Origin of the sequence: Alteromonas sp. MmMcT2-2 (genome assembly GCF_022348305.1) — a bacterium.
GTDB lineage: Bacteria > Pseudomonadota > Gammaproteobacteria > Enterobacterales > Alteromonadaceae > Alteromonas > Alteromonas macleodii.
In genome coordinates, this window is sequence record NZ_JAKRFA010000012.1 from 50618 (window position 1) to 76603 (window position 25986).

26 protein-coding genes are annotated in these 25986 nt (G+C 43.9%); 9 read left to right on the top strand and 17 right to left on the bottom strand.

All coding sequences use genetic code 11. From position 1 onward, the window contains the following. The first annotated feature begins 53 nt into the window (after positions 1–53). Positions 54–1487: a hypothetical protein gene (locus MHM99_RS09365; protein ID WP_239219128.1), complete on the top strand. Its 1434-nt coding sequence runs from the start codon at positions 54–56 to the stop codon at positions 1485–1487. 228 nt (positions 1488–1715) lie between these two features. On the opposite strand, the gene MHM99_RS09370 is transcribed toward MHM99_RS09365, so the two are convergent. From MHM99_RS09370 to fadR, 4 genes are all read right to left on the bottom strand, one after another. Continuing rightward, positions 1716–2465 (bottom strand): hypothetical protein, encoded by a 750-nt coding sequence (locus tag MHM99_RS09370; RefSeq protein ID WP_049587739.1) that lies wholly within the window; start codon positions 2463–2465, stop codon positions 1716–1718. Positions 2466–2648: 183 nt separating this feature from the next. After that, the gene (locus MHM99_RS09375; protein WP_014949994.1) at positions 2649–3008 is read right to left on the bottom strand and encodes a phasin family protein; all 360 of its coding nucleotides are present in this window, start codon (positions 3006–3008) and stop codon (positions 2649–2651) included. A gap of 174 nt (positions 3009–3182) precedes the next feature. Continuing rightward, positions 3183–5360, bottom strand: a complete 2178-nt coding sequence (locus MHM99_RS09380; protein WP_239219130.1) for a S9 family peptidase — start codon at positions 5358–5360, stop codon at positions 3183–3185. A 354-nt stretch (positions 5361–5714) separates the two neighbouring features. Then, positions 5715–6425 (bottom strand): fatty acid metabolism transcriptional regulator FadR, encoded by a 711-nt coding sequence (gene fadR, locus MHM99_RS09385; protein ID WP_014949996.1) that lies wholly within the window; start codon positions 6423–6425, stop codon positions 5715–5717. Between the two features lie 430 nt (positions 6426–6855). Here fadR and nhaB point away from each other — a divergent pair, with 430 nt between their 5' ends. The 3 genes from nhaB to MHM99_RS09400 are packed head-to-tail and all read left to right on the top strand — an operon-like array spanning position 6856 to position 9512. Next, positions 6856–8430 (top strand): sodium/proton antiporter NhaB, encoded by a 1575-nt coding sequence (gene nhaB, locus MHM99_RS09390; RefSeq protein WP_014949997.1) that lies wholly within the window; start codon positions 6856–6858, stop codon positions 8428–8430. Positions 8431–8433: 3 nt separating this feature from the next. Continuing rightward, positions 8434–8961 (top strand): disulfide bond formation protein DsbB, encoded by a 528-nt coding sequence (gene dsbB / locus MHM99_RS09395; RefSeq protein WP_187446650.1) that lies wholly within the window; start codon positions 8434–8436, stop codon positions 8959–8961. Beyond that, positions 8958–9512, top strand: coding sequence for a GNAT family N-acetyltransferase (locus tag MHM99_RS09400; RefSeq protein ID WP_014949999.1), 555 nt, complete (start codon positions 8958–8960; stop codon positions 9510–9512). Before dsbB ends, MHM99_RS09400 begins: the two co-directional genes overlap by 4 nt. 15 nt (positions 9513–9527) lie before the next feature. Here the strand turns inward: MHM99_RS09400 and MHM99_RS09405 are convergent, their stop codons facing one another. The 11 genes from MHM99_RS09405 to MHM99_RS09455 form a co-directional block, all read right to left on the bottom strand. Continuing rightward, positions 9528–10022, bottom strand: coding sequence for a YcgN family cysteine cluster protein (locus MHM99_RS09405; protein WP_061486105.1), 495 nt, complete (start codon positions 10020–10022; stop codon positions 9528–9530). Further along, positions 10019–10687, bottom strand: coding sequence for a fumarylacetoacetate hydrolase family protein (locus tag MHM99_RS09410; protein ID WP_187446649.1), 669 nt, complete (start codon positions 10685–10687; stop codon positions 10019–10021). The genes MHM99_RS09405 and MHM99_RS09410 overlap by 4 nt, the downstream gene beginning before the upstream one ends. Continuing rightward, the gene (locus MHM99_RS09415) at positions 10687–11769 is read right to left on the bottom strand and encodes a lytic murein transglycosylase (RefSeq protein WP_239219132.1); all 1083 of its coding nucleotides are present in this window, start codon (positions 11767–11769) and stop codon (positions 10687–10689) included. The genes MHM99_RS09410 and MHM99_RS09415 overlap by 1 nt, the downstream gene beginning before the upstream one ends. A 6-nt stretch (positions 11770–11775) precedes the next feature. Further along, positions 11776–12072 carry a YcgL domain-containing protein gene (locus tag MHM99_RS09420; RefSeq protein WP_014950003.1) on the bottom strand — a complete coding sequence of 99 codons (297 nt, stop codon included), beginning with the start codon at positions 12070–12072 and terminating at the stop codon, positions 11776–11778. A gap of 120 nt (positions 12073–12192) precedes the next feature. Next, positions 12193–13350 carry a ribonuclease D gene (gene rnd / locus MHM99_RS09425; RefSeq protein WP_239219134.1) on the bottom strand — a complete coding sequence of 386 codons (1158 nt, stop codon included), beginning with the start codon at positions 13348–13350 and terminating at the stop codon, positions 12193–12195. A gap of 62 nt (positions 13351–13412) precedes the next feature. Further along, on the bottom strand, positions 13413–15065 hold the full coding sequence (gene fadD / locus MHM99_RS09430; RefSeq protein WP_014950005.1) for a long-chain-fatty-acid--CoA ligase FadD: 1653 nt from the start codon (positions 15063–15065) through the stop codon (positions 13413–13415). A gap of 122 nt (positions 15066–15187) precedes the next feature. Next, positions 15188–16027 carry an alpha/beta hydrolase gene (locus MHM99_RS09435; protein WP_014976929.1) on the bottom strand — a complete coding sequence of 280 codons (840 nt, stop codon included), beginning with the start codon at positions 16025–16027 and terminating at the stop codon, positions 15188–15190. A 97-nt stretch (positions 16028–16124) separates the two neighbouring features. Next, complete coding sequence (locus tag MHM99_RS09440; RefSeq protein WP_239219135.1) at positions 16125–16778, bottom strand: Slp family lipoprotein; 654 nt, start codon at positions 16776–16778, stop codon at positions 16125–16127. Positions 16779–17121: 343 nt separating this feature from the next. Beyond that, positions 17122–17415, bottom strand: a complete 294-nt coding sequence (locus MHM99_RS09445) for a hypothetical protein (RefSeq protein ID WP_014950008.1) — start codon at positions 17413–17415, stop codon at positions 17122–17124. Between the two features lie 128 nt (positions 17416–17543). Beyond that, positions 17544–18260 carry a tRNA (adenosine(37)-N6)-threonylcarbamoyltransferase complex dimerization subunit type 1 TsaB gene (gene tsaB, locus MHM99_RS09450; protein WP_101565148.1) on the bottom strand — a complete coding sequence of 239 codons (717 nt, stop codon included), beginning with the start codon at positions 18258–18260 and terminating at the stop codon, positions 17544–17546. Positions 18261–18338: 78 nt separating this feature from the next. Then, positions 18339–20258 carry an ATP-dependent DNA helicase gene (locus MHM99_RS09455; RefSeq protein WP_014950010.1) on the bottom strand — a complete coding sequence of 640 codons (1920 nt, stop codon included), beginning with the start codon at positions 20256–20258 and terminating at the stop codon, positions 18339–18341. 252 nt (positions 20259–20510) lie between these two features. On the opposite strand from MHM99_RS09455, the gene MHM99_RS09460 reads away from it, so the two are divergent. Both MHM99_RS09460 and MHM99_RS09465 read left to right on the top strand, forming a co-directional pair. After that, positions 20511–20750: a hypothetical protein gene (locus MHM99_RS09460; protein WP_014976932.1), complete on the top strand. Its 240-nt coding sequence runs from the start codon at positions 20511–20513 to the stop codon at positions 20748–20750. 297 nt (positions 20751–21047) lie between these two features. Next, complete coding sequence (locus MHM99_RS09465) at positions 21048–21854, top strand: EAL domain-containing protein (protein WP_239219137.1); 807 nt, start codon at positions 21048–21050, stop codon at positions 21852–21854. Positions 21855–21929: 75 nt separating this feature from the next. On the opposite strand, the gene MHM99_RS09470 is transcribed toward MHM99_RS09465, so the two are convergent. Together MHM99_RS09470 and MHM99_RS09475 are read right to left on the bottom strand one after the other, a co-directional pair. Beyond that, on the bottom strand, positions 21930–22262 hold the full coding sequence (locus MHM99_RS09470; protein ID WP_044556999.1) for a hypothetical protein: 333 nt from the start codon (positions 22260–22262) through the stop codon (positions 21930–21932). Positions 22263–22365: 103 nt separating this feature from the next. Further along, positions 22366–23286 (bottom strand): cation diffusion facilitator family transporter, encoded by a 921-nt coding sequence (locus tag MHM99_RS09475; RefSeq protein ID WP_049587718.1) that lies wholly within the window; start codon positions 23284–23286, stop codon positions 22366–22368. Positions 23287–23447: 161 nt separating this feature from the next. On the opposite strand from MHM99_RS09475, the gene MHM99_RS09480 reads away from it, so the two are divergent. The 3 genes from MHM99_RS09480 to MHM99_RS09490 all read left to right on the top strand — a co-directional run bounded on the left by MHM99_RS09480 (position 23448) and on the right by MHM99_RS09490 (position 25965). Further along, a complete protein-coding gene (locus tag MHM99_RS09480) occupies positions 23448–24503 on the top strand; it encodes an SRPBCC family protein (protein ID WP_049587716.1) in 1056 nt (351 codons plus the stop codon). A gap of 47 nt (positions 24504–24550) precedes the next feature. Further along, positions 24551–24952: a GFA family protein gene (locus tag MHM99_RS09485; protein WP_049587714.1), complete on the top strand. Its 402-nt coding sequence runs from the start codon at positions 24551–24553 to the stop codon at positions 24950–24952. 317 nt (positions 24953–25269) lie between these two features. Then, on the top strand, positions 25270–25965 hold the full coding sequence (locus MHM99_RS09490) for a calcium-binding protein (RefSeq protein ID WP_049587712.1): 696 nt from the start codon (positions 25270–25272) through the stop codon (positions 25963–25965). Positions 25966–25986: the final 21 nt, after the last annotated feature.

A 25986-nucleotide genomic window follows, 5' to 3' on the forward strand; every position in this document is an offset into this window, starting at 1 on the left:
AATTGCCAATAGCAAAGTAATGGCAATTCACAGCATCTTTTGAAAGGAAAACGGTGAGCGCACAAAGCCAAAACCCCGACAGCATTTACACGCAGCAAGTAAAACAACTAATCAATATGATTTATCCTCAAGAAACGGGCTACGGTTCGGTGTTCGAGGATGCGAGTCACTATTTTTCGCTTACCCCCTCTCTTGAGCAGCACATTGAAGACTTGAAAGCTCAGCTTAAGAAAATTGAGGGAAATAAAAACAAAGAGGTGCTTGCAGAGCAACTGACCAAGCAAATAACAAACAGCACTGAAAAGCTTGAAGAAGAGCGTCTGGCAAGGATAGAGCGGCTTGACGCTGTAAGCACCAAAATTATTGAGCTTTGTGAGGGCGATAACTGGCAAGAAACACAACAGCTCAGCGCTAAGTTGCTTGGTACACTTATGCTGCTCACACGAGGACCAGAGGGCAACTTTGCACGTGTGCACATGCGCTTCAAACCGCTCTACAAAGCGGTGCTTACACTGCGCTTAGTCGATAGACTGTTAGAGCACGACACGATTGCTCACAAATATTTCTCGAAGTATCGCGAAGCTGCATCCCGGTTTCGTGGGAACCGCTATTGGCGCGATAAATGGAAAACTGAGCTTGGGCGACCACTAATAACCGCAGCGTTACTTCAAGATATTGGCCTGCAAAGCCCTGCCGCACTCACCATCTTGAAAGGGGAAAATGGCGATCTAGACGAATTTCGTTTGCTGGAAGAGTCGCAGCGAAAGGATCTTCTGAAGCTAAACTATCACTTCACTTTAAAGTACTTGTCTGAGGGGTTAGGCCTACCTAAGTATGTAGGAAACAACAAAGAAGAAAGGGATCGCTTTGTTCAAACTCACAAAGAAGCCAATGAATTTTTGCAGCAGCTGGTAAAAGATGCATTTGTGTCGAAAACGGGGCTGGGAGAGATTGTAAAGATCCCTCAAATTTATGTTTCGATTGTGCTTTCAACTAAGTCTGACTACTCACGTATGAGCTTGCCTAAAGGCTACATGCTCATTGAACAACTAGCGAAAAAAGGCGGCTTAAATAAGCAGTTAGCGCAGGACTTTGTTGAGCTTGTGGGGTATTTCCCACAAGGGTTCGGCATTACCTACATACCGATGAATGAGAAAGGTCATGAAAAGGACCAGTACGAATGTGCAATAGTGATTGGCCTCAACCCTGCAAATCCAGCTGAGCCTTTATGTAAAGTGGTAACAAGAAATCAGAAGTACATTACCAGCGGTACGCAAGAAATCATTCCCAAAGGAAGAAACCTTTATTTCCCAGCTAACCGCAAGAAACTCATGCGCGTAGGGAAAGACAGATTAAGTGAAATTATGAGTCAATTGTCGAGCAACTTCACTCCAGACGCACTTGACGATTTAGTACCGAGTTTCTGGGAACCCTATGACTTCTTCGGTTTTAAAAAGCATCAGAATTTGTGGGCGAAAAATAAATAGTGGGCTTAGTTACGTGAAGTTTGTGATGGAAAAATTGAAGTTTCACTTCAATAAAAGCTCATAGTACAACTTCTACAAAACACCTCTCAAGAAAATGTAAAACTAAACTTAGCTATAGCTATCACTATGTCTATCTAAAGCGTTTCTGGACGAAGCTGCGCCAATTAACCACATATGTAGTTAATTGGCGCTCATGCCGAAAGCGAGGTTTATCTTTAGGAAGTGCTTTTATTCGTCGTTCTTGGTTGTATCAGTCGCGCTCTTAGTCGACGTTGCTTCTGCACTAGCCGCTTTCTTTTGTGCCGCACTCTTAGTAGTTGTCGATTTGGCCGCAGTACGCTTATTAGTTGTTCCCGCAGAAGCTTTTTTAGTCGTACTTGATGATGCAGATGCCGATTTGGTTGTACTGGCTTTGCGAGCACGAGAAGTTGAAGAAGCGGTCGAAGACGACTTTGTCGATGTACTCCTCGTTGCTTGCGTAGACTTTGGTGAGGTATTCTTGGGCGCTGCAGTCTTGCTAGCAGCGCTTTTAGCCTCGGCTTTTTTAGCAGCTTCTTTTGCTGCTAAAAGGGCTACCTGCTCTACAAGCAAGTCAACTTTTGCGCTTAATAGTTCAAGCTGCTGCTCTTTTTGCTGGCGCTTCTGGCCGCCTGAGAATGCAGAAAAAAGCGGCGTTGACGCCACTAATTTCTGAGCAGCATCAACCAAGGCAAAGGGATTAAGTGTTCGTCTTAACTCGCTTTCAACCTCAAGCCCTTTCGCCTGCATCGAATTTATGGTTTCTTGCGTGTCATCAATTTTCTGACTAACAACGCCTGCAGCGTGGTCTAATTTCGCCGATAACAAATCTGAGCCAGCGTAAAGCCAACCAAATAGAGGTGACGATTTAAGAGGTGAAGTAGCAGTACCGTTAAGTACCGATGAATCTTGATCGACTGTCGACACAGATTCTGTAGATGGAATTTTTTTGTTGCTCATAACGCCTCCAATACGGAGATTTACTAAGCATGACAGCATAAAACGGTTTCTACAGTCATTGAACTTTGTAAAAATGCTTCGCTGTCACTCAATTGCAGCTTTTAAAACGCGCTTTCAGCACTGAAAAGCTTATGAAAACTGCATGGAGGGCACCACAAAATGGTGCCCGGAAGGAAAACCGTTTTACTTGCTGGCAGCTAGCTTTGCAACCGCTTCAGTCAAGGCATCGATTTTTGCTGAAAGCTCTTCGATGCGCTGATCAGCTGGCTCTGAATCAAGGCCAAGCTTCTTGCGCACGTCTGCAACGCGATTTTCAACATCGTTAGTCGTAGATTTGAATTTACTCTTTGCGTCTTCTTCTAGCGTTTCGCCCTTTGTCACTAGCTCGTCAAACATTTTGTTCGCTTCTTCGCTTAGCTTCTCGTAGCGCCCCTGCGCTTCTTCAACGCTCTTGCCATAAGCGCCTAGGCCTGCTAACCAAATTTTACGTGCCATTTCTTCGGCTTCGTTGATTTTACCTTTAATTGTGTCAGTAGTAGTCATGTTCAGCTCCTATGAATGCTAAATGAGAGTGTATTTCAACACCATGGCTTTACTTTACGATTAACAATTAGAATCCGCATACTAAAAACACAAAAAATAAAAATGCCCGAAAAAGCGCTAACTTGTTCGGGCGAAATACCAGAGGAGACTGGTTTTAAAAAGGTGGGTGTAGAGTTAGAGTGGAACACCTGCAAGATGCAATACGAACGCATATTCAAGCGCGGTAGACTCGAATCGTTTGAAACGTCCTGAAGCTCCACCGTGACCCGCTTCCATGTCGGTTTTGAAAAGCAGTAAATTATCGTCTGTTTTGTATTCTCTTAGCTTCGCCACCCACTTCATTGGCTCGAAGTACTGCACTTGTGAGTCGTGTAGTCCGGTTGTGACCAACATATGTGGATAGTCTTTTGCTTCAACCTGGTCGTAAGGCGAGTAGGAAAGCATATAGTCAAACTCAGCTTTGTTGGCTGGGTTACCCCACTCGGTATATTCGCCGGTAGTCAGCGGAATAGACGCATCGCTCATCGTGGTCACTACATCAACAAATGGAACGTGCGCGCTCACACCTTGATAGAGTTCAGGTGCCATATTTACGATTGCGCCCATTAATAAGCCACCAGCGCTGCCGCCCATAGCAAAGACGCGGTCTTTGTCTACGTACTGCTTTGCCACAAGTCCTTTTGAAACGTCAATAAAGTCAGTAAAGGTATTTATTTTCTGATGCATTTTGCCGTCTTCATACCACTCGCGACCCAACATTTGACCTCCGCGAATGTGTGCGATCGCGACAACAAAACCTCTGTCTATCAAGGATAACCAGCTGCTTCTAAACGTTGGGTCTACAGTCGAACCGTATGAGCCATAGGCGTATTGATATAATGGATTGGTGCCGTCTTTCTTAAACTTATCTTTGCGATAAACCAACGAAACGGGAACCGACGTACCGTCTCTCGCTTCAATCATCACGCGCTCAGAGGCATAGAGAGAGGAGTCAAAAGTGTCAGATACACGGGTTTGTTTCATCACCTCGCTTTCAAGGGTATCTAAGTTGATATCAATGATAGAACCAGGCGTGGTCAACGAGCTGTAATAAATTCTAAGCTTATTGGTATCCATTTCAGGGTTTGCATTAAAATACGCACCGTAAATTGGATCTTGAGTTGGAATAACTTTCTCTTCGTTTGACGTCAGATTGTGAACGACCAAGCGCAGCATGCCGTTTTCTTTTTCTTTAACCACTAAGTGGTTGTTCATTACTTCAATACTTTGAAGGAAAACGTCTGGACGATGTGCAATCACTTCTTGCCATTTCGACACATCGTTAGTGGCGTCTAATGGTGCTTTCATCACTCTAAAATTCTTCGCACCAATATTAGTCAACACAAAATAACCGTCACTCGCTTTTGCTACACTGTATTCTTGTCCGTCTTCAATGGGCAAGAATACTTTTGTTTGAGACGTTGGGTTATTCGCATCAATCAGAGTCACGCCTGTTTTTTCGGTGTTGTCATGGTGAATGTATATGAGACTATCGTCTTTACTTTTACTGATATAGGTATAAAAGGTAGGGTCGCTCTCTTCATAAACTAAAACATCTTCGCTTTGAGACGTGCCCAATTTATGGCGATAGACTTGGTATCCCAAAAGAGTCTGCGGGTCTTTCTTCACGTAAAAGAGGTGGGTATTATCGTTCGCCCAAACTACACTTCCAGACGTACCTTCTAAAACGTCATCAAGCTTTTCTTCACTCTCTAGGCTTTTGACATACACAGTGTAGATGCGTCGGCTAAGCGTATCTTCAGAATACGCAAGCAACTTGTTGTTGCTGCTCACCGCATAACTGCCAATACTGAAATAATCATGCCCTTCAGACATTCGGTTTGCATCAAGCAATACTTGCGGTTCAGCGTCAAGTGAAGGTTTTCTTAAATAAATAGGATACTCGTTTTCACCTGAGTAGCTGGTGTAGTACCAGTAACCATTGTCGAGAACGGGAACGGTTGAGTCGTCCTTCTCAATCCGAGACACGAGCTCCTCATAAAGCGCTTCTCGGTTTTTCTTAAGAGGAGCCAAAACAGTCTCAACATAGCTGTTTTCTTGTTCTAAATGGGACAATATCTCTTCGTCGGTGCGGGAGTCATCTCGCATCCAATAGTAATTGTCATTACGGGTAACACCATGCGCGGTCATTTCATGCGGCACTTTTTTTGCCACAGGCGCACTTACTTGAGTATTTAGCATAACGGATGGCGCTGCACTTTCAGCTACTTGTTGAGGATTTTCAGTTTTATTTTCGACGCCACAGCCTGCTACCAAGCCACCTGCGGCAAGTGCTATCCATAGATATTTCATTATTATTCCTGTTGTGCACTTTTATTTGCGCTTTGTTTACCGCCAAACGATTGAAGACAATCGACTTATGGTGATTGAAAATATAGGGAGGCAACTAAACTAAGCAGAACTTATAAGCAGACTGAGTATATATAAATACAATTAAGGGTCTAGCGATAGTTAACGCGAATGAGACTAAGTAAGGGTTAAAATGTTACAAGATATGTGAAACTGTGTTTCATCGCTGTAAATTCACCAACGAGCGTTAGTAGAAAGCGATAAAAAAACGCCGCATATTCAGAAATAATGCGGCGCTTTTGTTGTTTATTGTAAAAGCCGTCGTATGGAAACCAACAGCCTTTGGCAGCCTAGTGTTTAGTCGACCAAATCCTTAGGCATGTCATCACGAATAGCAAGCCACACCTTTCCACTTTCTATACCGTACTTTCTAACTACTACAGGGACACGGTCGTATTCGCCTTTCTCAGCAACATCAAGCAAGTCTGCGTAATACTTGTTTGCCACGTCGCGTGCTTGTTGGTGCGAGAAGAAATAGCCACCAATACGCGAGTACAAACCACGGAAACCGTTCATCATCAAAACAAATACGTTATTGTTAGACGCTAACGCCAAGTCATGTGACATTTGATAGTCGAACTGGGCAAAAGCTAAACCTTCTTGCTCCACATTTTTATAACGGGCAATAATTTCAGCAGACTCTTGAGGGTTGTTTCGAATTGCGCCTCGAATGAAAACCGCACTTAAATTAGTGCGCGCTGCTAATAAATTATCAACCAGTTCAGGGATCCCTTCTTGGTCTAAACGAGCGAGAGTTTCTAAAATGTTTAACCCACACGTTTCCCAGAAATTGTTAACCTTGGTCGGCTTGCCGTGTTGAATTGTTAACCAACCATCACGAGCTAGACGCTGAAGTACTTCACGCAGTGTAGTACGCGTTACACCAATTAACTCAGAAAGCTCTCTTTCTGCAGGCAAAATGGTGCCAGGTGGAAATCTTCCACTCCAAATAGATTCAACAATATATTCTTCGGCGAATCCAGCTGGACTCTGTGCCTTATAAATCATAACTAATCGCCTGCACGTTATTGTTATTTTGCAACTGATTGTACCAGATGCTGTTTTATTATCACAATGAATTATGCCTCGTCCACTCAAGGTTTTAACAACTTGTTAAAATTAAAGTGTTATTTCAAACACCATTAAACACTGCTTGTACATTTTATGTTCGAAATATTACGTATTTTCAAATTCAATGATAACTATCATAAAAAAAGTGATAAATATTCAGTGACTTTCACATGGTGGGGTCTGTGAATTGCTTTCTCAAGACGTTAATATCATGTACGCTTAATTTCCGACTATAATGACAGCAGCAAAACCGCGGTAAGGCGAAATAAATCGCATAGCGCCAGCAGTTTATGTATGCAATAACCGGAACTACACAGTATAAAGATGCGCAAAAATGCGTGCTTTGTTGTAAAAGGAACAGGAACTCATGCAAACCTCAATGATCGCGGCGATCTATAAGAATTTCCTGGGACATGCGCCCGACTGGTATAAAAAAACCATTATTGCCTTTCTCATTGTTAATCCCTTTATCTTTATGGTGGACCCATATGTAGCGGGCTGGACGCTTGTAATCCAATTCATCTTTACCTTAGCGATGGCATTGAAATGTTACCCGCTTCAACCAGGCGGCCTGCTGCTCATCGAAGCGATGTTTATAGGCATGACATCGCCTGGCCATATGATGCATGAGATTGAAGTTAACTTAGAAGTGCTATTGCTACTGGTATTCATGGTAGCGGGCATTTACTTCATGAAAGACCTGCTTATGTACTTGTTCACCAAATTAGTGATTAAGGTTCGCAACAAGTTAATTTTATCCCTATCGTTTATTTTTGCATCTGCATTTCTATCGGCGTTTCTCGATGCATTAACGGTAGTTGCTGTAATTATCAGCGTCGGTCTAGGCTTTTACTCTATCTATCACAAAGTAGCGTCGGGCAAGGAGTTTCATTCTGATCACGACCACACAAGCGACGACGAGCTGGGAAGCCACGACTTAGAAGACTTCAGAGCTTTCCTACGCAACCTTATGATGCACTCAGCGGTAGGTACTGCCCTTGGTGGTGTTATGACCATGGTAGGTGAACCACAAAACCTGATTATTGCAGACAAGGCCGGCTGGGACTTCGTTGAATTTTTCATCCGTATGGCACCTGTTACTATCCCAGTATTCGTATTTGGACTACTTACCACCGTAATTCTGGAAAAAACCGGTATGTTTTCATACGGCGCAAAATTACCTGCAGCGGTAAGACAGATCTTGGTCGACTATAACGACCATATGGACAAGGGCCGCAGTAAGCGTGAAACCGCTAAGCTGGTAGTACAAGCACTAATAGGTGTTTGGTTAATCATTGGTCTTGCTACGCACATGGCGTCAGTGGGTCTTATTGGTCTGTCAGTTATTGTACTTGCTACTTCTATGAGCGGTGTTATCGAAGAACACGCACTTGGAAAAGCGTTCGAGGAAGCACTGCCATTTACCGCATTACTTTGCGTATTCTTTGGTGTAGTAGCCGTTATCATTGACCAAGGCCTTTTCCAGCCGGTAATCCATTGGGTACTGTCGTTTGAAGGCGAAACGCAAATGGTTATGTTCTATCTTGCTAACGGTGTGCTTTCGATGGTGAGTGACAACGTGTTTGTGGGCTCTGTTTATATCACTGAAGTCACAGCGGCTCTACAGGCCGGTCAAATCACACGTGACCAGTACGATATGCTTGCTGTAGCAATCAATACGGGAACCAACTTACCAAGCGTGGCAACACCAAACGGTCAAGCTGCTTTCCTATTCTTGCTAACCTCAGCCATCGCGCCACTGCTTCGTTTGTCGTACGGCCGTATGGTTATGATGGCATTGCCATATACCATCGTGCTGACCATCGTTGGTTTGTTAGCAACTTACATTGGACTTGCTGATGCTACTCAGGTGCTTTACGACATGCACCTCATTGAACACCACACCGCTGCTGAAGCGGGTGCTCAAGCGGTAGGTCACTAGTCTATGCGCGGAATCATTCACAGCATTAGCCAATGGGCAGAGCACAAGTCTTCATGGCTTGTGCTTTTCGCCACATCATTGGCATTAGAAATTGCTGCGCTTTACTTTCAGTATGGCATGGGTTTAAAGCCGTGCATTATGTGCATTTATCAACGAACCGCCATGTACGGTATTGTGTTGTCAGCACTTATTGTCGTTATTAAAAACAATGGCTTTACACGCATGCTTGGTTTCGCTGGTTGGGCTGTATCTGCAGGATGGGGCTTCTTAATTGCCAAAGAACACGTTGGCATTCTCAATGCTGCGAACCCATTTTTTGCCAGCTGTGAAATTGTGCCAAACTTCCCTTCGTGGTTACAACTTCACGAGTGGCTACCCGCTGTATTTGCTGCTGAAGGTGACTGTTTAGAAGATTCATGGCAGTTTTTGTCTATGGGAATGGCTGAGTGGATGCAGATTATTTTTGCTGCCTACTTTGCTGTATTCGCTATTGTGTTTGCATGTCGATTCTTGGATAAGAAACCCTTTTGATCGACTTATCCATTCTACCGTCACGCCTACCTCCAATACATACGGAGCAAGGCCCCATTTCCATTCAGCGCATTGCGGAGAAACACTGCTATGCGCTTTGTGAGGCTGGGCAACAGTCTATCCATCACGTAAAACCTTGGTTTGGTTCAGCGGTTTGCCCTGTTACGCCTGCACTCTCCAAACAGTGCATCGCCAACATGGAAAAGGCCCGAGATACAGGCTATGGACTTACCTACTTGCTAATGCACGACGAAAAGTGCTTAGGTATGGGCATTATCAATCATATTCACCACACGCACCTTACCGCTAATCTTGGCTACTGGCTCAGACCAGACGCATGCGGGAAAGGTTTAGCTACCGCGATTTGTGAAGCCTTGAAGAAGCTTGCGTTCTCTCAAATGAATTTGCATCGATTAGAATGCTTTATAGAGCCTAACAACAAGGCAAGCATACGTGTAGCAGAGCGAATTGGTGGTACAAAAGAAGGGCTTTGTCGCAAACGCGTATTCGGGCGCGATGCGTTGCTTTATGCGATTGTTAATGGCGATTAACGCGCGTTCTGCGCGTTAATCTAAGTCTTCTAAAGGCCAAATGGCTATATAGTCTTCAAAGTCATTTAAATCCACATCGGTTTCAAAAACAGTCTTATTGCGTACCGACATTCCCTTTGCGTGCATCACGTGTTTCTTTCCCTTGTTTAACAATGGGTGCCACGACGGTATGCCCCTTCCCTCATAAAGGCGGCGATAGGTGCAGCTATTAGGCATAAAAAAGATATCCTTTAGATTCTCTTTTGTCAGCTTCACGCAATCAGGCACCAGCTCCGTACGCCTTTCATATTGGGTACATTCACATTTTTTTGTGTTCAAATACGTACACACAATATTGGTATAGTGAATCTTCTCATTATCGTTAATGTGGTCGGTCACTTCGTATTCTTCTACCGCGTCATCATCGATAAATTTTTGCAGACAACATTTACCACATCCATCACAAAGTGATTCCCATTCCTTTTGGGTCATCTCTTCTAAAGATTTGGTTTCCCAAAACGCGGCTGTCATTCTGCTATTACCTCGGTTTCCACGGTTAAATGATTGTCTAGCGTTGCAACAATCGTATCTTGCGAGCAAAGCTTACCTACCCCTTTGGGCGTGCCTGTAAGAATCACGTCGCCGCTGTCTAACGTAAATATAGATGACATATGGGCGATAAGTGGGATGATTTTGTGCAGCATCAGCTCGGTATGTCCCTGCTGTCTAACCACCCCGTTTATAGTTAAGGTAAAACGCAGGTCTTCCAAGTTTTCTATTTCACTTAACGGCACAAAGCCTGACAGCGGTGCACTGTTGTCGAAAGACTTCGCTCTTTCCCAAGGCTGGCCTTGCTTCTTAAGCTCGGCTTGAACCTCGCGAAGGGTTAAATCGAGACCAAGTCCAATACCCCATATCGCGGCTTTTACGTCATCTACACTCGCATTCTTCAATGATGATTTTAGCAGCACAGCGACTTCAAGCTCGTTGTGACACTCGCCTTTGTCGGTAGGAATGTCAATAGGCTTCTGCATATAACATAAGGCAGCCTTTGGCTTCATAAACAGCAAGGGTGCTTCAGATACGGTAGAATTCATTTCTTGAATGTGGTCGAGGTAATTTCTACCTATACACACTACTTTACCAACGGGTAGTGATATTTCATTGCCTTGAGAATCGATGTGACGATAAGCCATTAATAACCTCGTTTTATCCGCTCTGATAAATACCCAACCGAAACGCCAAAGTAAGACGAGCGGTTCCACTTCATCAGTGTGTGAAAATTGTTATACACCAAGTAAATTCGGCCTTGCTCACCATCTGGCATAATAAGCGATGCACTGATTTCTGCATTGGGGAGTTCATTTCCGTTGTAGCGTTTGACGCCATTCTGCTGCCAAAAGGCCAACGGCTTCATGTTAGATTTCGCTAACCCTGAAAAAGGTACTGGTTTGGTTAGTATTACTTGGCGTCCCCACGTCCCTTCACTATCCCAACCTTCAGATGATAGATAGTTGGCGATTGACGCAAATACGTCTGCCTTGGTCCCCCAAATATCCTTTCTGCCGTCTCCGTCGTAGTCCACTGCGTAATTTAGAAAGGATATGGGCATAAACTGTGTTTGTCCCATCGCACCGGCCCAAGAGCCTTTAAGCGCATCTACAGAGATATGCCCTTCATCTAGGATCTGAAGTGCCGCAAAAAAATTGTCTTTAAACAGCTTTTCTCGTCGCCCTTCATATGCCAAAGATGCCAGTGCAGACAGCACACCAAAGTTGCCCTGAATTTTACCAAAGTTAGACTCATTACCCCACAGCGCAACAATAAAGCGTGCCTGAACCCCGTATTTTTGAGCAATTTCGTCAAGCAGTACTTTGTGTTCAGTGTACTGCTCAACCGCCTGCTTCACTTTCCAGTCGGGTACTCGCGTTGCTAGATAGTCATCTAACGTTATTTTTTTCTCTGGCTGGCTTTTGTCAGACTTGACCACCGTGGGCCTGAAAGTAATGTCAGCAAACGCTAAATCTAATTTAGTCTTATCTATGCCCTTTTCGGCCGCTTCTTTTTTCAGTTGAGCAACGTAGCTTTTGAAGCCCGTCTCACTAAGCCCACTGTCATTACTTGGCTGATTTTCGGCATGAGCTGCCAGTGAAAAGCTTAAGGTTATACTCGATAAAACTAGGGCAATATTGCGCGGTTGAGGAAATAAACTACGATTTTTGCGCTTAGCTATAAAGGTAATTCGGCTAACTAAGCGGTTTAGAGTCTTTAATAACATGGATATTTAAAACTTCTTATCGGGCGTTTTTGAAAGCCCAAGAGATTCACGGTGTTGCTCTAGCAAATTATCTTCTTTTGGCGGCATTTGAAGGTAAAAGCCTTTTTCATTAAGCTCGTCGATAAGCTTTTGCTTGTCAACCAGGCCAAGTTTCTCACGCTTTTCTAGGGCGATGATAGTCACTAGTTCTGGGCGACCAAACTTCGCCATAAGCGGCTCTGGCACGTCTTCAAAATGGTCTTTCTTTGGCACGTACAAATACATGCCGTCTTTCTTTCGCGTTTTATAAACTGCGCATAACATAGAATTTTTACTCTTTCTTAATTCGTTTGTTTAGTTCTTTTGGGGTCACTATGCAGATTTAATTGGCCAGAGAGCATACACCTCTCGCCAATACTGCTCACCCATATTGCTTTTAAGGCACTATTGGGCTGGAGCGTCGCCAAGTAAGCGGGTTACGTGAGAGCGAAACAATGGCTCTCTCCACGTCGACAGTACATCGGGCATTAGTCCCTGCACGCGGGTCTCATCAACCGAAAACCAGTACCATTTTAACAGTTGATTCAGCTGTTTTTTAGAGGCAATAACGTCACTATTTACGGCATTGTCTTTCGCTATCTGGTCGCTGATAACTTTAAGCTCGGCCAGCGTTTTTTTGTACTTGGCGATATCAATTAACCGCAGCACAACCGGAAGCCTGAGCTTTTCTGGTGTTTGCGCGTATTTTGCTCTCGCCTCTTCAATTAGCGTGATGATGGTGTCACCGTAGCGGCGTACCGACTGATGATTCACGCCGTTAATACGCGAAAGGCCAGATTTACTATCGACAAGACGCTGCGCCGCTTCAAACAAATGCCCTTCTTTGAACACAAAGTTTAGGGCCAGATCTTTTTTTCGTGCGGTATTCAAACGCCAAGCCGCTAGTGCCTGTAATACAGTGAGCTGCTCGCTGTTCAATCGCCAGTTATTCTTAATGCTTAAGTACGCAAAATCTTCAGGCATTTGAGCGCGCTTCTTATCAACTAGCAAAGTGATCTCTTGGTAAATCCAGTGCACTTTCCCCGCCTCTTGTACTTTACTGGCTAACTGTTGGTAGCAAGGCAGTAAATACAGCACATCATTCGCTGCGTAGCTAAGCTGCGCTTCACGTAGTGGTCTGGCTAACCAATCGGTTCGCGACTCCCCTTTGTCCAAACTGATATCACACAGCAACTCTACAAGCTTTGCATAGCCAAGTGACGGCCCCATGTCCAAAATACTTCCCGCAAGCTGCGTGTCGAACACAGGCGTTGGTACGGTATCAAAAGCGGTAAGGAACGCCTCAATGTCTTCAGAACACGAGTGCAGTACTTTTACGACTTCGGTATTCTCCATGAGATCGATAAATGGCTGCATATTGTCTATGGCAAGCGGATCGATGAGTACCAGCTGATGGCCATCGTAAAGCTGTATTAGGCCTAGATGCGGAGTAAGGGTTTTCGTTCTTACGAATTCGGTGTCTAAGGCTACCGCCTCTTGACGCTGTGCGGCAGTGCACACTTTTTCGAGTTGTTCAGATGTTGTAATTAATTGATATTGCATATTTTTGCACAGTAATAAAAAAGCCGGCTTACGCCGGCTTTCACAAAACTATTTCAATGAAATTAGTCTCGAAGCTCCCGACGCAGTATTTTACCTACATTGGTTTTTGGTAAGTCGTCTTTGAAAACAACTTGCTTAGGCACTTTGTAACCCGTTAAGTGATTACGGCAATGCGCGATAACGTCTTTTTCAGTAAGTGAGTCGCTGTTTCGAACTACAAACAATTTCACAACTTCACCACTGACTTCATGAGGAACCCCAACAGCAGCTGCTTCAACAATGTTTTCATGCATTGCAGCCACTTCTTCAATTTCGTTAGGAAACACGTTAAAGCCTGAAACTAGGATCATATCCTTTTTACGGTCAACAATATAGAAGTAACCTTCATCATCTACCGTAGCGATGTCACCTGTGGCTAACCAACCGTCTTTTAGAATTTCTTCTGTCGCTTCTGGTCGGTTCAAATATCCTTTCATTACCTGTGGCCCTTTTACCCACATTTCACCGGGCTCGCCCTTTTCGACAGGGTTACCGTCGTCGTCAAGGAGCTTAATATCTGTAGAAGGAACCGGCATTCCGATTGCGCCTTTATAAGCTTCAATCTGTGGCGGGTTAACCGCTACCACAGGCGAACACTCTGTTAGCCCATAGCCTTCAAGAAGCACAGTACCGGTTACCTTTTCCCACTTTTCTGCTACGGGACGTTGAACAGCCATACCGCCGCCTAAACCAAACTTAAATTTGCTGAAATCAAGTTCACTGAATCCAGGCGTATTTAACAGGCCATTAAACAAGGTATTTACGCCAGGTAAAATGGTAAACGGATATTTGCTAAGTTCGTTTACAAAAGCCGGCATGTCACGTGGGTTGGTAATAAGCAAGTTACGGCAGCCGTATTTAACGAACATCAAGCAGTTCGCCAGTAGCGCAAAGATATGGTAAAGCGGAAGCGCGGTAACAACAAAGTCTTCGCCTTCTTCAATCACTGTTTCTAAAATTCCCGAGACCTGCTCAAGATTAGCCACCATATTGCGATGAGTAAGCATGGCACCTTTAGAAACACCCGTTGTGCCACCTGTGTATTGAAGAAACGCTAAATCGCCGCTATCGATATCTGGGCGTTTATATTCAAGAGATTGCCCTTTTTTAACCGCAGACATAAACGATGTCGTTTCAGGTAGATTAAACGAAGGCACCATCTTTTTAACGTACTTCACTACTGCGTTCACGATCCAGCGCTTAGGTGCCGGAAGCATATCGCCTAAAGCGGTCAGAAAGACTTCTTGTAGATTCGTATCTGCGATGACTTCTTCTAGAGTACACGCAAAGTTTTCAACAATAACGATGGCTTTTGCATTAGCATCATTTAGTTGGTGCTTTAACTCACGAGCTGTATAGAGAGGATTTACATTAACCACAACCATCCCTGCGCGCAGAATACCAAACATGGCAACAGGGTATTGAAGAAGGTTGGGCATCATAATTGCCACAGCATCACCGCGTTTTAGTCCGCTTGCTTGCAAATAAGCGGCAAACTGAGCTGATAAAGTATCTAACTCTTCAAACGTGATTGAATGCCCCATATTAATGAAGGCTTCTTTGTTTTTAAACTTCTTTACCGACTGCTCGAAAATGTCTACTACAGATGCGTAACGATCGGCATCAATTTCTGCGGAAACGCGAGGGTCGTAATGCTTAAGCCAGGTTTTTTCCACCAAAACCTCCTCTACTTTATTCTTATACTATTTTATATAGCGCATGGGGAGCTGCACTTATATAACTGGTCTGATAACTTGCGAATAGTATAGGATGTGTAAAAAAAAATAAACGGCACAATTTACAATTGCTCAACAAAATGACGAATTAATACCCCTACATCGTCAGTATTTTCCATGTGAATATGGTGACCGCCTACTAATTGTTCGTATTGCGCATTTAAAAACCACCCCTTGCGATTGGGGAAAACAGTCTCAAGGTTTTTAAAACTGTTAGATGCACCAATAAAAAGAATTGGGCATACAATAGCACGCATTAGCGATTCTGCCTGCTTTTCTGTGAGTCTTAGTGTAGATTTTGTACGAAGCTTCGGGTCGCTCGACCAGAAGCAATGTCCCCCTGCATCTTGGGTCAAATTTCTCGATAAAATAGAACGCGCGTGTTCGGCAGGAATATCTGATACCTTGCACCTGGCTTTAACTGCGTCGTCTAAATCAACGATTCGCAGTTTATTTCGCGACTTCGCGTGACGACTCATTATTGCGTCACGCATTTGTGCTGCGGTTGTTTCTTCAGTTTCGGTAAGCGGCCCACAAGCATCAATACTTATTACAGCAGTGACTTTTTCCGGAAAAAGTGCGGCGAAAAGGCTCGCTAGTATTCCGCCGAGAGAGTGTCCTAATAAAATGACTTCTTCCCACTCTTGAGATTCTATTAGCGCATAAAGGTCTTGCAGGTAATCAGCTTGATTGTAATGTGCGCCTAGTGCACGGTGACCAGAACGACCATGACCAGCTAGGTCTAGCGCAATAAAGCGGTGAGTTTGTAGGTAGGGTGCTAACAGCCGTAAGCTCTCTGCGTTATCCAAGTAGCCGTGTAAACCAAGTACGACTTTGCCGGCACCTTGATTATCTAACGCAGCTAAATGTAATGCCCCAATGTTAAATTCTGTTTCAATCATGTCTATCCCTTATGGCAACTTATTGCCGCCCGCACTCCGCATTTGTCTTACAAACAAAAAAAGACGGCAATAACATGCCGCCCTTCTCATTAATTTTTTATTTCTCTTTATTTATCTTTGCTGGCTGTATAGTGGGTTTCATGTTGCTTTTTGTCCGACTCAACTTAGAGGGAAGCGTGGCCTTGCTCGGCGCATTTTCGTAACGAATTACGCGCGTTCGATTAAAATGCGGATACATCCAAGGGCCATTGAAGCGATAAAAAGGTGAATACCAACCTGTGTGGTAATTGAAGAAGTAAGTATTTACATCATAAACCTCTTGCTTCCTCCACATGTGGTAGTCATCGGCAATGATCGTCGGATAAATGTAGGGCTGCTCACCCACCATGCCCGCAGTTGGAGCGGTAACTGTACCTAGAAACGTTGCCGCACGCCCTTCTTCAAAAACAATTGGGTCGACGAAGCCATCAATTTGTACTTTGAATCGACCCGACGTCTCACCATTTGTTGAAGGCTTGCCATAATGATTTAGCGGAAAATGAGCGAGTTCAATGAACGTTTTGTTAGGCTTATTTTCAACACCAACAATCATTCCTCCCCATCTGGCCTTTTGGCCTTGCGCGTTCGCCCCCGACGTGACCGCTTTCGAATAGCTAACTAGCTGCGTTCCTTCAGGCACTTCTATGCTATCTGGGACTATTGTGCAGCCCGCAAATAAAAAGGCTGTAAGTAAAACTAAATACCGAGACATCGACGAGCTCCTATAAATCCTAGAAAATGCTGCGTTTTAATAAAAGTCAGTCTACAAGCACTGGGTTGTTTAAAAAATACAGTGAAATTTCGATTACAACCCGTCTCTACTTTCATGTATCTCTTTATGAGAAAAAGAAAAACCGAATACCAACAACCAAACATTAGCATTTATACGAATGGACAACCACTGCCGTTCAAACACTATGTCGCTTAAATGAGATAGATCATCCCAACCAACAATTTGTAGAGTATGTACGGTAGGCTTTGGTTCAAAATACACAGCGGGTTTTAACAATTTGTTAAATTTATCTACGGTGTGAATTATGGTGCTTGGAACTGAACTACGCGTAGATGTCCACGCCGAACATAGATTGAATAGACTCGCGTTGCTGCTGCTTTTCAAAGCTCGTGTATGACGCTATGGCATTTTGAGAATACGTGTTGCCATCTTCACGAATAAATTGTTGGTACGCTTTGGCGTTATCCGTTCCCTGTTCGTCGGGCGCAACAACAATCGCCCTAGCAGACGATTCGCTTTGCCCTTTACTTTGCTGTTCAGGGTCTTTGTTAATTTTAGCGACGCGGCCTTGCGAAGGTTCGGAAGACGGTACGGCGAAATTATTATTGATAATCATACAGAGTTAACTCAAGCAAGAATCATACCATTGGGAAGCGAGCTTAAACCTTAAGACTCGCTCCTCTTTTCCCGTTGCTCGATTTATTTATTGTTAGTAATGGGCGCCCAATATTTGGCGGCGTGTCGTTACTCTCTGCCTGGTAATTTTTTCCACGTAACTTTATCGCGCAGATATACAGGTTCAACATTCACAGCGTCAGATACTTCGCCTTTACTATGTGCATCTATTGCAAGTTTAAGCATGTATTGCGCGTTTGGAAGTGTGATGTCAGACGCTACCTCACCACATACTTCAGACTTCCAGTTATCAAGCTCCTCGTAGGCAGACCAGCCGGTTCCAGCTGCAATTACAGCCGCGCCGTTTTCTTCTCTAAGTACTTTTAGCTGTTCAATAGCCATTTCGGGCGGACAAACTTGCTCTTCAGTGCAAAGTACAAGCCCATTTTGCGACTGAGAGTAAACCGCGAAGTACACTTCCCCCATACGCGCATCAGACGCGACGGCAATCAATGCATCTTTATGCTGAGTTTTAGACGCTACTTCAAACGCCATAGCTTCAAGCGTACTCACGCCCGCTACTTTTAAGCCTGTCCCTAACGCTAAACCTTGAATCATTCCCGTCGCTATGCGAACACCGGTAAAGCTGCCTGGGCCTCGACCAAAAGCCAGTAAATCTAGGTCGCCCAGCGAAACCTTTGCTTCTTTTAACACCTCATCGACCATGGGAAGCAGTCGCTGACTATGCTGCTGAGGGCATATCTCGAAACGCGTTATGACGGTGTCTTTGAATTGAAGCGCAACCGAACAAGCTTCGGTTGCAGTGTCTATAGCTAAAATGTTCATGTTTATCTCTTATTTCATATAAGCTGAAAACGGGGCTAATGGCGTAATACACGTTTACCGCTTTTTCAGTACTTTAACTTAGGCTTCATCAATGCCGGCTAAAAATTTTTCCACTTCATCCAAGCTTCTTGTTCTTTTCATATCTGGCAAGCTTCCGACGAAGGTTTTGGCATAAGGCTTCGTCACTAATCGATTGTCACAAATAACCAGCACGCCTTTATCTGAAGGATCTCGGATGAGTCTTCCCGCGCCCTGCTTTAACGTAATAACAGCTTGGGGAATTTGAATAACGCCAAACGGGTTTGCTCCACGTTTTTTTACATCTTCCATACGCGCTTGAAGCAGCGGATCATCAGGTGACGCAAAGGGCAGCTTATCAATCATCACGCAAACCAGGTCGTTGCCGCGTACGTCTACCCCTTCCCAAAACGCGCCTGTGCCCATTAGTACCGCTTTTTCATCTGCAAGGTAGGCATCCAGCAATGCTTGCTTGGTGGTAGTCCCTTGCACCAGTAGCGGATTATCTATCTCATCTTCTAGCTTCTGCGCAATTTCTCGAAGCATAGCGTGACTAGTAAACAACAAGAAACATCTCCCGCGACTTGCTTTGATTAGCCGTTTGGCTGTTTCTAGCAAAGTTTCGCGCATAGCGTAGCTGTTTGGTTCTGGTAAATAGCGGGGCACGCACAGCATGGCCTGTTCAGGATAATTAAACGGGCTATCTAATCCTAACGTTTCTGCGTCTTCTAAGCCCATGCGGCGCTGAAAATGATCAAAACCGCCGTTTACCATTAAGGTTGCCGAGGTAAAAATCCACCCGCGCGGCGGCGATGACACGAAACGTCTGAATTTAGCGGCAATTGATAATGGCGTTAAATGCATAATGAGGTGGCGCTGAGTAGTTTCATACCACAAACTTACATTTTCTTGCTTATTGTCGCTTAACGCATCTAACTGCTCTCTTGCAGCCACAACACGTTCGTACATGTTGTCTAGATCTTTATCGCGGCCAATATGTAGCTTACACACTTCATGCAGTACACCTAGCGCTTCGGCCAGCTTGCCCACCTGCATGCGTACGTCGTCACGGTCTAACGCCTCAGCCCAGTTGCCGCGTTCAGCCGTATCCGGGAACAATAACCGTAAATCAGAGGCAATCATCCTGCATTTGTCAGCCGCTTTATCTAGCTGCCCAGCATCTTTTAGCACTGTTCTGAACAACAGCGTGATATCTTTCGCAATATCGTGAATTTGTCTTGTCGAAAGTGACTCGCCAAAGTAATCGCTGGCAATATCGGGAATTTGATGAGCCTCATCAAAAATAATCGCATCAGCTTCTGGGATAAGTTCGCCAAACCCTGTGTCTTTCAGTGCCATATCAGCAAAGAAAAGGTGGTGGTTTACCACAATAATATCAGCATCCAGCGCCTTTCTGCGCGCTTTTACCAAGTAGCAATCTTCATAATCTGGGCAATCGCGGCCCAAGCAATTATCCACTGTAGAGGTAACCAGCGGTAAAACACGGGCATCTTCGGGAAGGGTCTTAAGCTCCCCCATATCACCTGTTTTCGTAGTACTAGACCAACGTTTCACTTCTGAAAGCTGACCCAATACCTCTTTTTCAACCAGCGTAGAATTGCCGCTGTGCTGCGCTACACGGTGTAGACAAAGATAGTTTGAACGGCCTTTTAACAGTGCAGTTTTTCGCTTGCTGCCTAAGGCCTTTTTTACCAGCGGTAAGTCGCGGTGAAATAGCTGCTCTTGTAAGTTTTTAGTCCCTGTAGAAACAATGGCTTTTCCGTCGCTCAACAATGCCGGAGCGAGATAAGCGAAAGTCTTTCCCGTTCCCGTACCGGCCTCTACTATTAAACTACCTGTGGTATCAATAGCGCGCTTAACCGCCTTTGCCATTTCAGTTTGAGCTTCGCGAGGTACAAACCCCTTGATAGCGCCTGCGAGGAGGCCATCTGAAGAGAATACGTTATTTATTGTGGGCATGGTTTAAGCGCTGTCATTACTTTTCTACTTTAGGCCGCGCATTATGCCAAAAAGCCTATGGAATGCCCATTAAAGGTTTGCATTTTAGCGTCAGCATTTGCTACCTGACGCCTTTTAGAGTCAAAGCAATTGTTAAATTTTTGATGAAAAGAATTTGTCTTCTAGAACAAAAAAATTAGCTTTTTAATCTTAACACTTAGGCGCAATATCCAGCTCGTAAATGTTTATACTCAACTATTAAATGAGGTAATTATGAAAGGTTTACGCTTTATAGGTTTAGGCTTAGTAGGTTTAAGCGCAATGGCGTTCTCTGTAATTGCAGCTGCATCAGACGAAGCACCTGCAGAGCTGGTAGCGGAATTAACCCAGTTCTGTAAAGAAATCGCTGAAGAAGAAGGCACAAAAGGCAAGTCGGAAGACGTATTTGTATTAGAGTGCGTAAATGATGAGCTAGAAGCTGAAGGTTACCAGAAACTGAAATCTTTAAACTAATACAATAGTTCGATTAGTATGGAAGCCTTGACGTATGCGTTGAGGCTTTTTTATGCCCTTTTTTACAAAAAGAAAGTATTAAATTGCGCTTACCACGCAATCAACTCCAGTCTACTTACTAAGGTTTATAAGCGCTGAAATGAACTTATCGCCAGTAAGGCTGCAGCTACCCAAACGAGAATTACTCTCCGAGAATTCTCAACGTCGAATCAAACAGTTACCTTGCCACTTGACTTAATAAGTGTGGTCATTCTAAGGTCAAGTTACACTTTATTAATTCCTAACCAAGTTGGCCTCATGAATTTTAACGGTATTTCAGCCTCAGAACTTCCCATATACATCAAAGAGCAAGAAGCGAGAGAACTATCGTGTGAAGGCTGCCTCAACGGAGAAGCACTTGATTTTGACTTTAGCATGGCGTTTCAGCCTCTTATTGACCTGTCACAAAAACGCACGTTTGGTTTTGAAGGATTGGTAAGAGGGCTAAATAATGAGCCTGCTCTCACCGTTATAAGTCAGGTCACTGCTCAAAATGTTTATAAATTTGACCAGTCTTGCAGAGTTAAAGCCATTGCGTTAGCCGCAGAAGCTAAGATTAAAGAGCGGCTAAGTATAAATTTTATGCCCGGGGCTGTTTATAAACCTAACATTTGCATTCGCACCACACTCGCCGCAGCTGATAAATATGGCTTCCCAAGGGAGCAAATTACGTTTGAGGTAGTTGAAGGAGAAAAAATAGCTGACACTGCTCACCTTCAAAATATTATCGATTATTATAAAGAAATCGGCTTTAAGGTTGCTATTGACGACTTCGGCTCGGGCTTTGCCAATTTAGACTGGTTAGCTAAACTCGCCCCAGACAGTATCAAGATCGATATGAGCCTAATTCGTGGCATAGACACAAGCAATAGGAAAACGTTAATTGTAAAGGCACTTGCCGAGCTTTGTTCAGCACTAAACATCGATGTGCTTGCGGAAGGTGTAGAGACCAAAGCTGAACGAGATACATTGGCGGAATTAAATATAGTAAAACAGCAAGGATACTTTTTCTCTCCTCCGCTTTTTGAAACATTTCCAAGCGTACCTGAGAAGAAGTTTAATTAAGTAGGCTTGATTACAATCTAATCCAGCCTGGATCTTACCGTAAAAACGCTGAAAGTTAATTTGAGCAAGGCCGGTTCATCGTTCGAAAAACGCGTCAACCAAATCTGCCAGCGACTCTTCTAACTCTTCTTCAAATGCGTCAATATCAATGTTGAAGCTATCCATGTACTTAGCGGCATTATCACGCGAAACCACGCCGTTTTTTATTTGAAACTCCAACTCAGGTAGTGTTTTGTCATAGCGCGGCTTAATCGTCCATCGTAAGCAATGACCGTGTTTGTCTTTTAGCCGCTTTTTAGCGAATACACAAAACTCTTCGACGTAGTCTGTACCTTGCGGCCCTAAACACCCCGGCTCTATTCTGTACATCACCAGCAGCTTTTTATATAGCGGAAGTCGCGTTTCCATCACATCTTCATTTAGCTTAAAGACTTGATTATCGGAAAATTTGGAGAATTTTGCCAGCCACGCAAGGGGTGAATACGAGAAATATCATATTCACCCTATATCATTACTCTGCTAGTTCAGGATCTTTGATGAACAAGATGTCCATGATAATTGCTGGGTCCCACTCGCGCATCTCTGCTTCGCATTTCAGTCGAATTTCATCTAACTCACTGATCGTTGCAAACGAGAATGCATCATCCACAATAATATGGACTAGCAGATAAACATCCCTACCCCGCTTACTAATTCGCACCTCCACATGCTCATACGGTACGTCAGCCAACGTTTTTTTGAATTTTTTCTCGATTACCGCCGAGATAGCTTCAGGCGGCGCTTTGTTAATTACTTCATTAAGGCTTTCACGCAAAATCTTAAAAGGCACCGGCAACATTGCCGAACCAAGAATAATCAATAAAACAGGATCAACGTACGGCGACAGCGTTCTATATTCCGTCAACTCTAACGCGTAGGCCAAAATAAAAGCGAACAAGATGGATGCACTTAGCACGCCGTCTATCATCCAAGTGTGAGAATCCACTTTTACTAAGTCGGACAGTAAATGCTTACCTTTTACTCGCATGTACAGAGAGATACTAAAACAGCCAACCGTTGCCACAACACCGTAGACCATACCAATACCATACTCAGCTGCGTGCCCACCTGCTAATAAACTCTGAACAGAGCTCGCGACCGCATACACACACGTGGCAATGATAATAAGCGACTTAAACATGTTTAGCGTAGGTTCAATTGCCGTGTAACCAAAGTGAAACCGGTCATCGTCAGGACGTTGAACCAAATTGGCCACTTTAAGCGTTAGCATTGACATGACAAAAGCAATTAACGAGTAAGCAGCATCAAATAAAATAGCGCCTGAGCTCGTTAAAATGGCAAAACCAAACGCAATAACGACAAATGCGCCGGCAATATAAAAAGAAAGCGTTAATAGACGCTTTTCTTCAAGGTGATGGAAGCCAATGTCCATGAAAATCACTTCGAAATTAAGGTGCGCGGATTCTACTCCGATATTTTAAAAAAAATAGTGCTTTAAATAAAATATTGCTATTTTTTTAAGCAATTCAGTGATACATAGCGCCTATATTATTTCGACTCAACGCACTGCGTTTTTAGCACCCGTTTTAAACTATGAAAATCGTTACCCATCCTTCTATAAAAAGTTACTTTGATGCTGATGAAAGCCGGCAGGAAGTCGAGCAGGCATTCTCTCGAGGGCTTGCTTATGCGGGCCATTCCCTAATGGTGCCAGAGAAGTTTAGCTATCAAGTACTGCCTCACTTTAGCGACCGTTATGCGTTGTTTAATCAAGGTGAGAATTATGAACTTATATCCAATGTTTGCTTACATCGACAAGCTCAACTTCTTGAAGGGCAAGGCCGGGCACGCAGCATAGTTTGTAAACTTCACTGCTGGGGCTATGACAATACAGGCCAGCTTAAAGGTGCGCCCCACTTTAAGCATGCCCCTAGCGGTCAGTTGAAAAAGGAATCACTGTCAGTGTGGAACGGTCTTCTATTTCGAGGGCGCTCTCCTAATATGGTCTTATCTGCCCTTGGGCTTGAGGACTATATCGACTTTACCGATTACTTTTACGCCGGTTCTGAAACCACGGAATATCAATTTAACTGGAAGACATTCATCGAAATCTATCTAGAGAACTATCACGTGTACTCCATGCACCCTGGGCTTCGCCAGTTTGTTAAACCCGATGATTTAGAATGGTCGTTTGGCGATGATTTTTCAGTTCAAAAAGTTGGGCTAGGCGACCAGCTTACCAAGCGCACAACACCGCGTTACAGAGAGTTCCAAGACGCATTAATAGCACGGTTTGGGCAAACACTTCCTCGCTTTGGCGCAATATGGTGCTTTTTGTACCCTAATATTATGATTGAGTGGTACCCAGATATTATTGTCGTCAGCACGATTTATCCCAAAGGTGCCGGCGCATGTGTAAACCACGTTGAATTTTATTATCCCGAAGCACTTTATAAAGATATGCCAGACTACTTTGCAGCGGAAAAAGCGGCCTATATGGAAACAGCGGTAGAAGATGAAAAAGCCTGCCTATTGCTAGAAAAAGGTCGACGAGCACTTTATTTATCAGGCGAAGAAGAACACGGCCCCATAGAACCGTTTTTAGAAGCGGGCGTGGCGCATTTTTACGATTGGCTTGCTAGACAGTAGCAGTCTTAGTGCTTTAAATGGTGTTATTTCACAAAAAAGGAGTTTTGATGAACAATTACAGAGGGTCTTGTTTGTGCGGGTCGGTAACTTTTAAAATTGAGGGTGATTTTGACAGTTTTTATCTGTGCCACTGCAAACATTGTCAAAAGGATACAGGTTCGGCCTTCGCAGCCAACCTGTTTTCAAGTTCGGCTATATTAACTTGGGCATCGGGTGTTGACGCTGTAGTCAACTTCACGCTCGAGAACACGCGTCATAGCAAAAGTTTCTGTAAAATTTGTGGTTCAGCCCTTCCGTGTACTCAACTCGGTGACATTCTAGCCGTACCCGCTGGGTGTCTGGATACGAAACTACTGATTAAACCTACTGCACATATCTTCGGCGTAAGCAAAGCTGCGTGGGAAGAAAGCTTAGAAACCATTACAAAATTTGAACGTTTACCGCAATAAACATTGAGTACTCATTCGAAACCTAATGGCTTTATGCTTAACAAAATTCGCTGCTTGAAATAAGGCAGGTCGATTGTTGCTCGTATTTACAATATTCTCCGCTTAACGTGTTCCATTTTTGTCAAAAATAGCGAGTAACTTTTTCAGAAAATTCTATAGATCTCACAATTCCGCCTGTCGTCACTCAACCTTTCAAAAAACATAAACCAATGATCTAAAAAAACTTTATTGAAATGGCATATGCTGTGAATAACTCCATGTGAATACTCTCCTCCGTTTTTAAGCAGTATGGAGGCCAAAAAACCAAGGAGTTAGATATGAAAAAATTAACAATTGCTACACTAATCAGCGCCGCACTTTCTACTGCCGCGTTTGCCGGCAATGGTATCGAAAAAATAGACACCACATTTGCCGATTTGGATAACGATGACAACGGCTATATTTCACGAGAAGAAGCTGACGACGATGAGATTTATGCGCACTTTTCCAAAATTGATACCAATTCAGACATGCAGCTTTCAATTAAAGAGTTCAATGCTCATGTAACGAAGCACCCTCAACATTTCGATGACGACGTGCTTGCAACGGTAAAATCGATGAAAGAGAGTATGGGTACAGAAGGTACAATGGAAACGGAAGTTAAAGTTGATACTGATGTCGATGAAGTGGTTGCCGCGACGAAAGACAAAAGGCTGACTCACGAACTACGAGCTAAGACTGAGTTGAAGGCTAACGGAAACTTAGAAAAGACAAACGTTGACAAAGTCGCTGAAGATACTGTTGTTCACGATAATACGGTTATCGCAGATGAAGCGGTCATTGCGCGCAGTAAATTTGAGATGATGGACGCTAACAGCGACGGTAAGCTTACTAAAGCTGAAGCCTCGCGAAGTGGTTTAACGCGTGATTTTGATAATATTGACGCAAATGACGATGAATTAATTACGCGTACGGAATTTAAGCGTTATCAGAGTAAGTTTGAAAGTAACTCAAGTGATAGTTCTGAAGAGTAATGACTAAGTGATGTTAGGGCC

Excerpts from the sequence above, each read along its gene's own strand:
- MHM99_RS09370 (WP_049587739.1), bottom strand. The coding sequence starts at position 2,465 with ATGAGCAACAAAAAAATTCCATCTACAGAATCTGTGTCGACAGTCGAT.
- MHM99_RS09375 (WP_014949994.1), bottom strand. The coding sequence starts at position 3,008 with ATGACTACTACTGACACAATTAAAGGTAAAATCAACGAAGCCGAAGAA.
- MHM99_RS09380 (WP_239219130.1), bottom strand. The coding sequence starts at position 5,360 with ATGAAATATCTATGGATAGCACTTGCCGCAGGTGGCTTGGTAGCAGGC.
- fadR (WP_014949996.1), bottom strand. The coding sequence starts at position 6,425 with ATGATTTATAAGGCACAGAGTCCAGCTGGATTCGCCGAAGAATATATT.
- nhaB (WP_014949997.1), top strand. The coding sequence starts at position 6,856 with ATGCAAACCTCAATGATCGCGGCGATCTATAAGAATTTCCTGGGACAT.
- dsbB (WP_187446650.1), top strand. The coding sequence starts at position 8,434 with ATGCGCGGAATCATTCACAGCATTAGCCAATGGGCAGAGCACAAGTCT.
- MHM99_RS09405 (WP_061486105.1), bottom strand. The coding sequence starts at position 10,022 with ATGACAGCCGCGTTTTGGGAAACCAAATCTTTAGAAGAGATGACCCAA.
- MHM99_RS09410 (WP_187446649.1), bottom strand. The coding sequence starts at position 10,687 with ATGGCTTATCGTCACATCGATTCTCAAGGCAATGAAATATCACTACCC.
- MHM99_RS09415 (WP_239219132.1), bottom strand. The coding sequence starts at position 11,769 with ATGTTATTAAAGACTCTAAACCGCTTAGTTAGCCGAATTACCTTTATA.
- MHM99_RS09420 (WP_014950003.1), bottom strand. The coding sequence starts at position 12,072 with ATGTTATGCGCAGTTTATAAAACGCGAAAGAAAGACGGCATGTATTTG.
- rnd (WP_239219134.1), bottom strand. The coding sequence starts at position 13,350 with ATGCAATATCAATTAATTACAACATCTGAACAACTCGAAAAAGTGTGC.
- MHM99_RS09435 (WP_014976929.1), bottom strand. The coding sequence starts at position 16,027 with ATGATTGAAACAGAATTTAACATTGGGGCATTACATTTAGCTGCGTTA.
- MHM99_RS09440 (WP_239219135.1), bottom strand. The coding sequence starts at position 16,778 with ATGTCTCGGTATTTAGTTTTACTTACAGCCTTTTTATTTGCGGGCTGC.
- MHM99_RS09445 (WP_014950008.1), bottom strand. The coding sequence starts at position 17,415 with ATGATTATCAATAATAATTTCGCCGTACCGTCTTCCGAACCTTCGCAA.
- tsaB (WP_101565148.1), bottom strand. The coding sequence starts at position 18,260 with ATGAACATTTTAGCTATAGACACTGCAACCGAAGCTTGTTCGGTTGCG.
- MHM99_RS09455 (WP_014950010.1), bottom strand. The coding sequence starts at position 20,258 with ATGCCCACAATAAATAACGTATTCTCTTCAGATGGCCTCCTCGCAGGC.
- MHM99_RS09460 (WP_014976932.1), top strand. The coding sequence starts at position 20,511 with ATGAAAGGTTTACGCTTTATAGGTTTAGGCTTAGTAGGTTTAAGCGCA.
- MHM99_RS09465 (WP_239219137.1), top strand. The coding sequence starts at position 21,048 with ATGAATTTTAACGGTATTTCAGCCTCAGAACTTCCCATATACATCAAA.
- MHM99_RS09470 (WP_044556999.1), bottom strand. The coding sequence starts at position 22,262 with ATGGAAACGCGACTTCCGCTATATAAAAAGCTGCTGGTGATGTACAGA.
- MHM99_RS09475 (WP_049587718.1), bottom strand. The coding sequence starts at position 23,286 with ATGGACATTGGCTTCCATCACCTTGAAGAAAAGCGTCTATTAACGCTT.
- MHM99_RS09480 (WP_049587716.1), top strand. The coding sequence starts at position 23,448 with ATGAAAATCGTTACCCATCCTTCTATAAAAAGTTACTTTGATGCTGAT.
- MHM99_RS09485 (WP_049587714.1), top strand. The coding sequence starts at position 24,551 with ATGAACAATTACAGAGGGTCTTGTTTGTGCGGGTCGGTAACTTTTAAA.
- MHM99_RS09490 (WP_049587712.1), top strand. The coding sequence starts at position 25,270 with ATGAAAAAATTAACAATTGCTACACTAATCAGCGCCGCACTTTCTACT.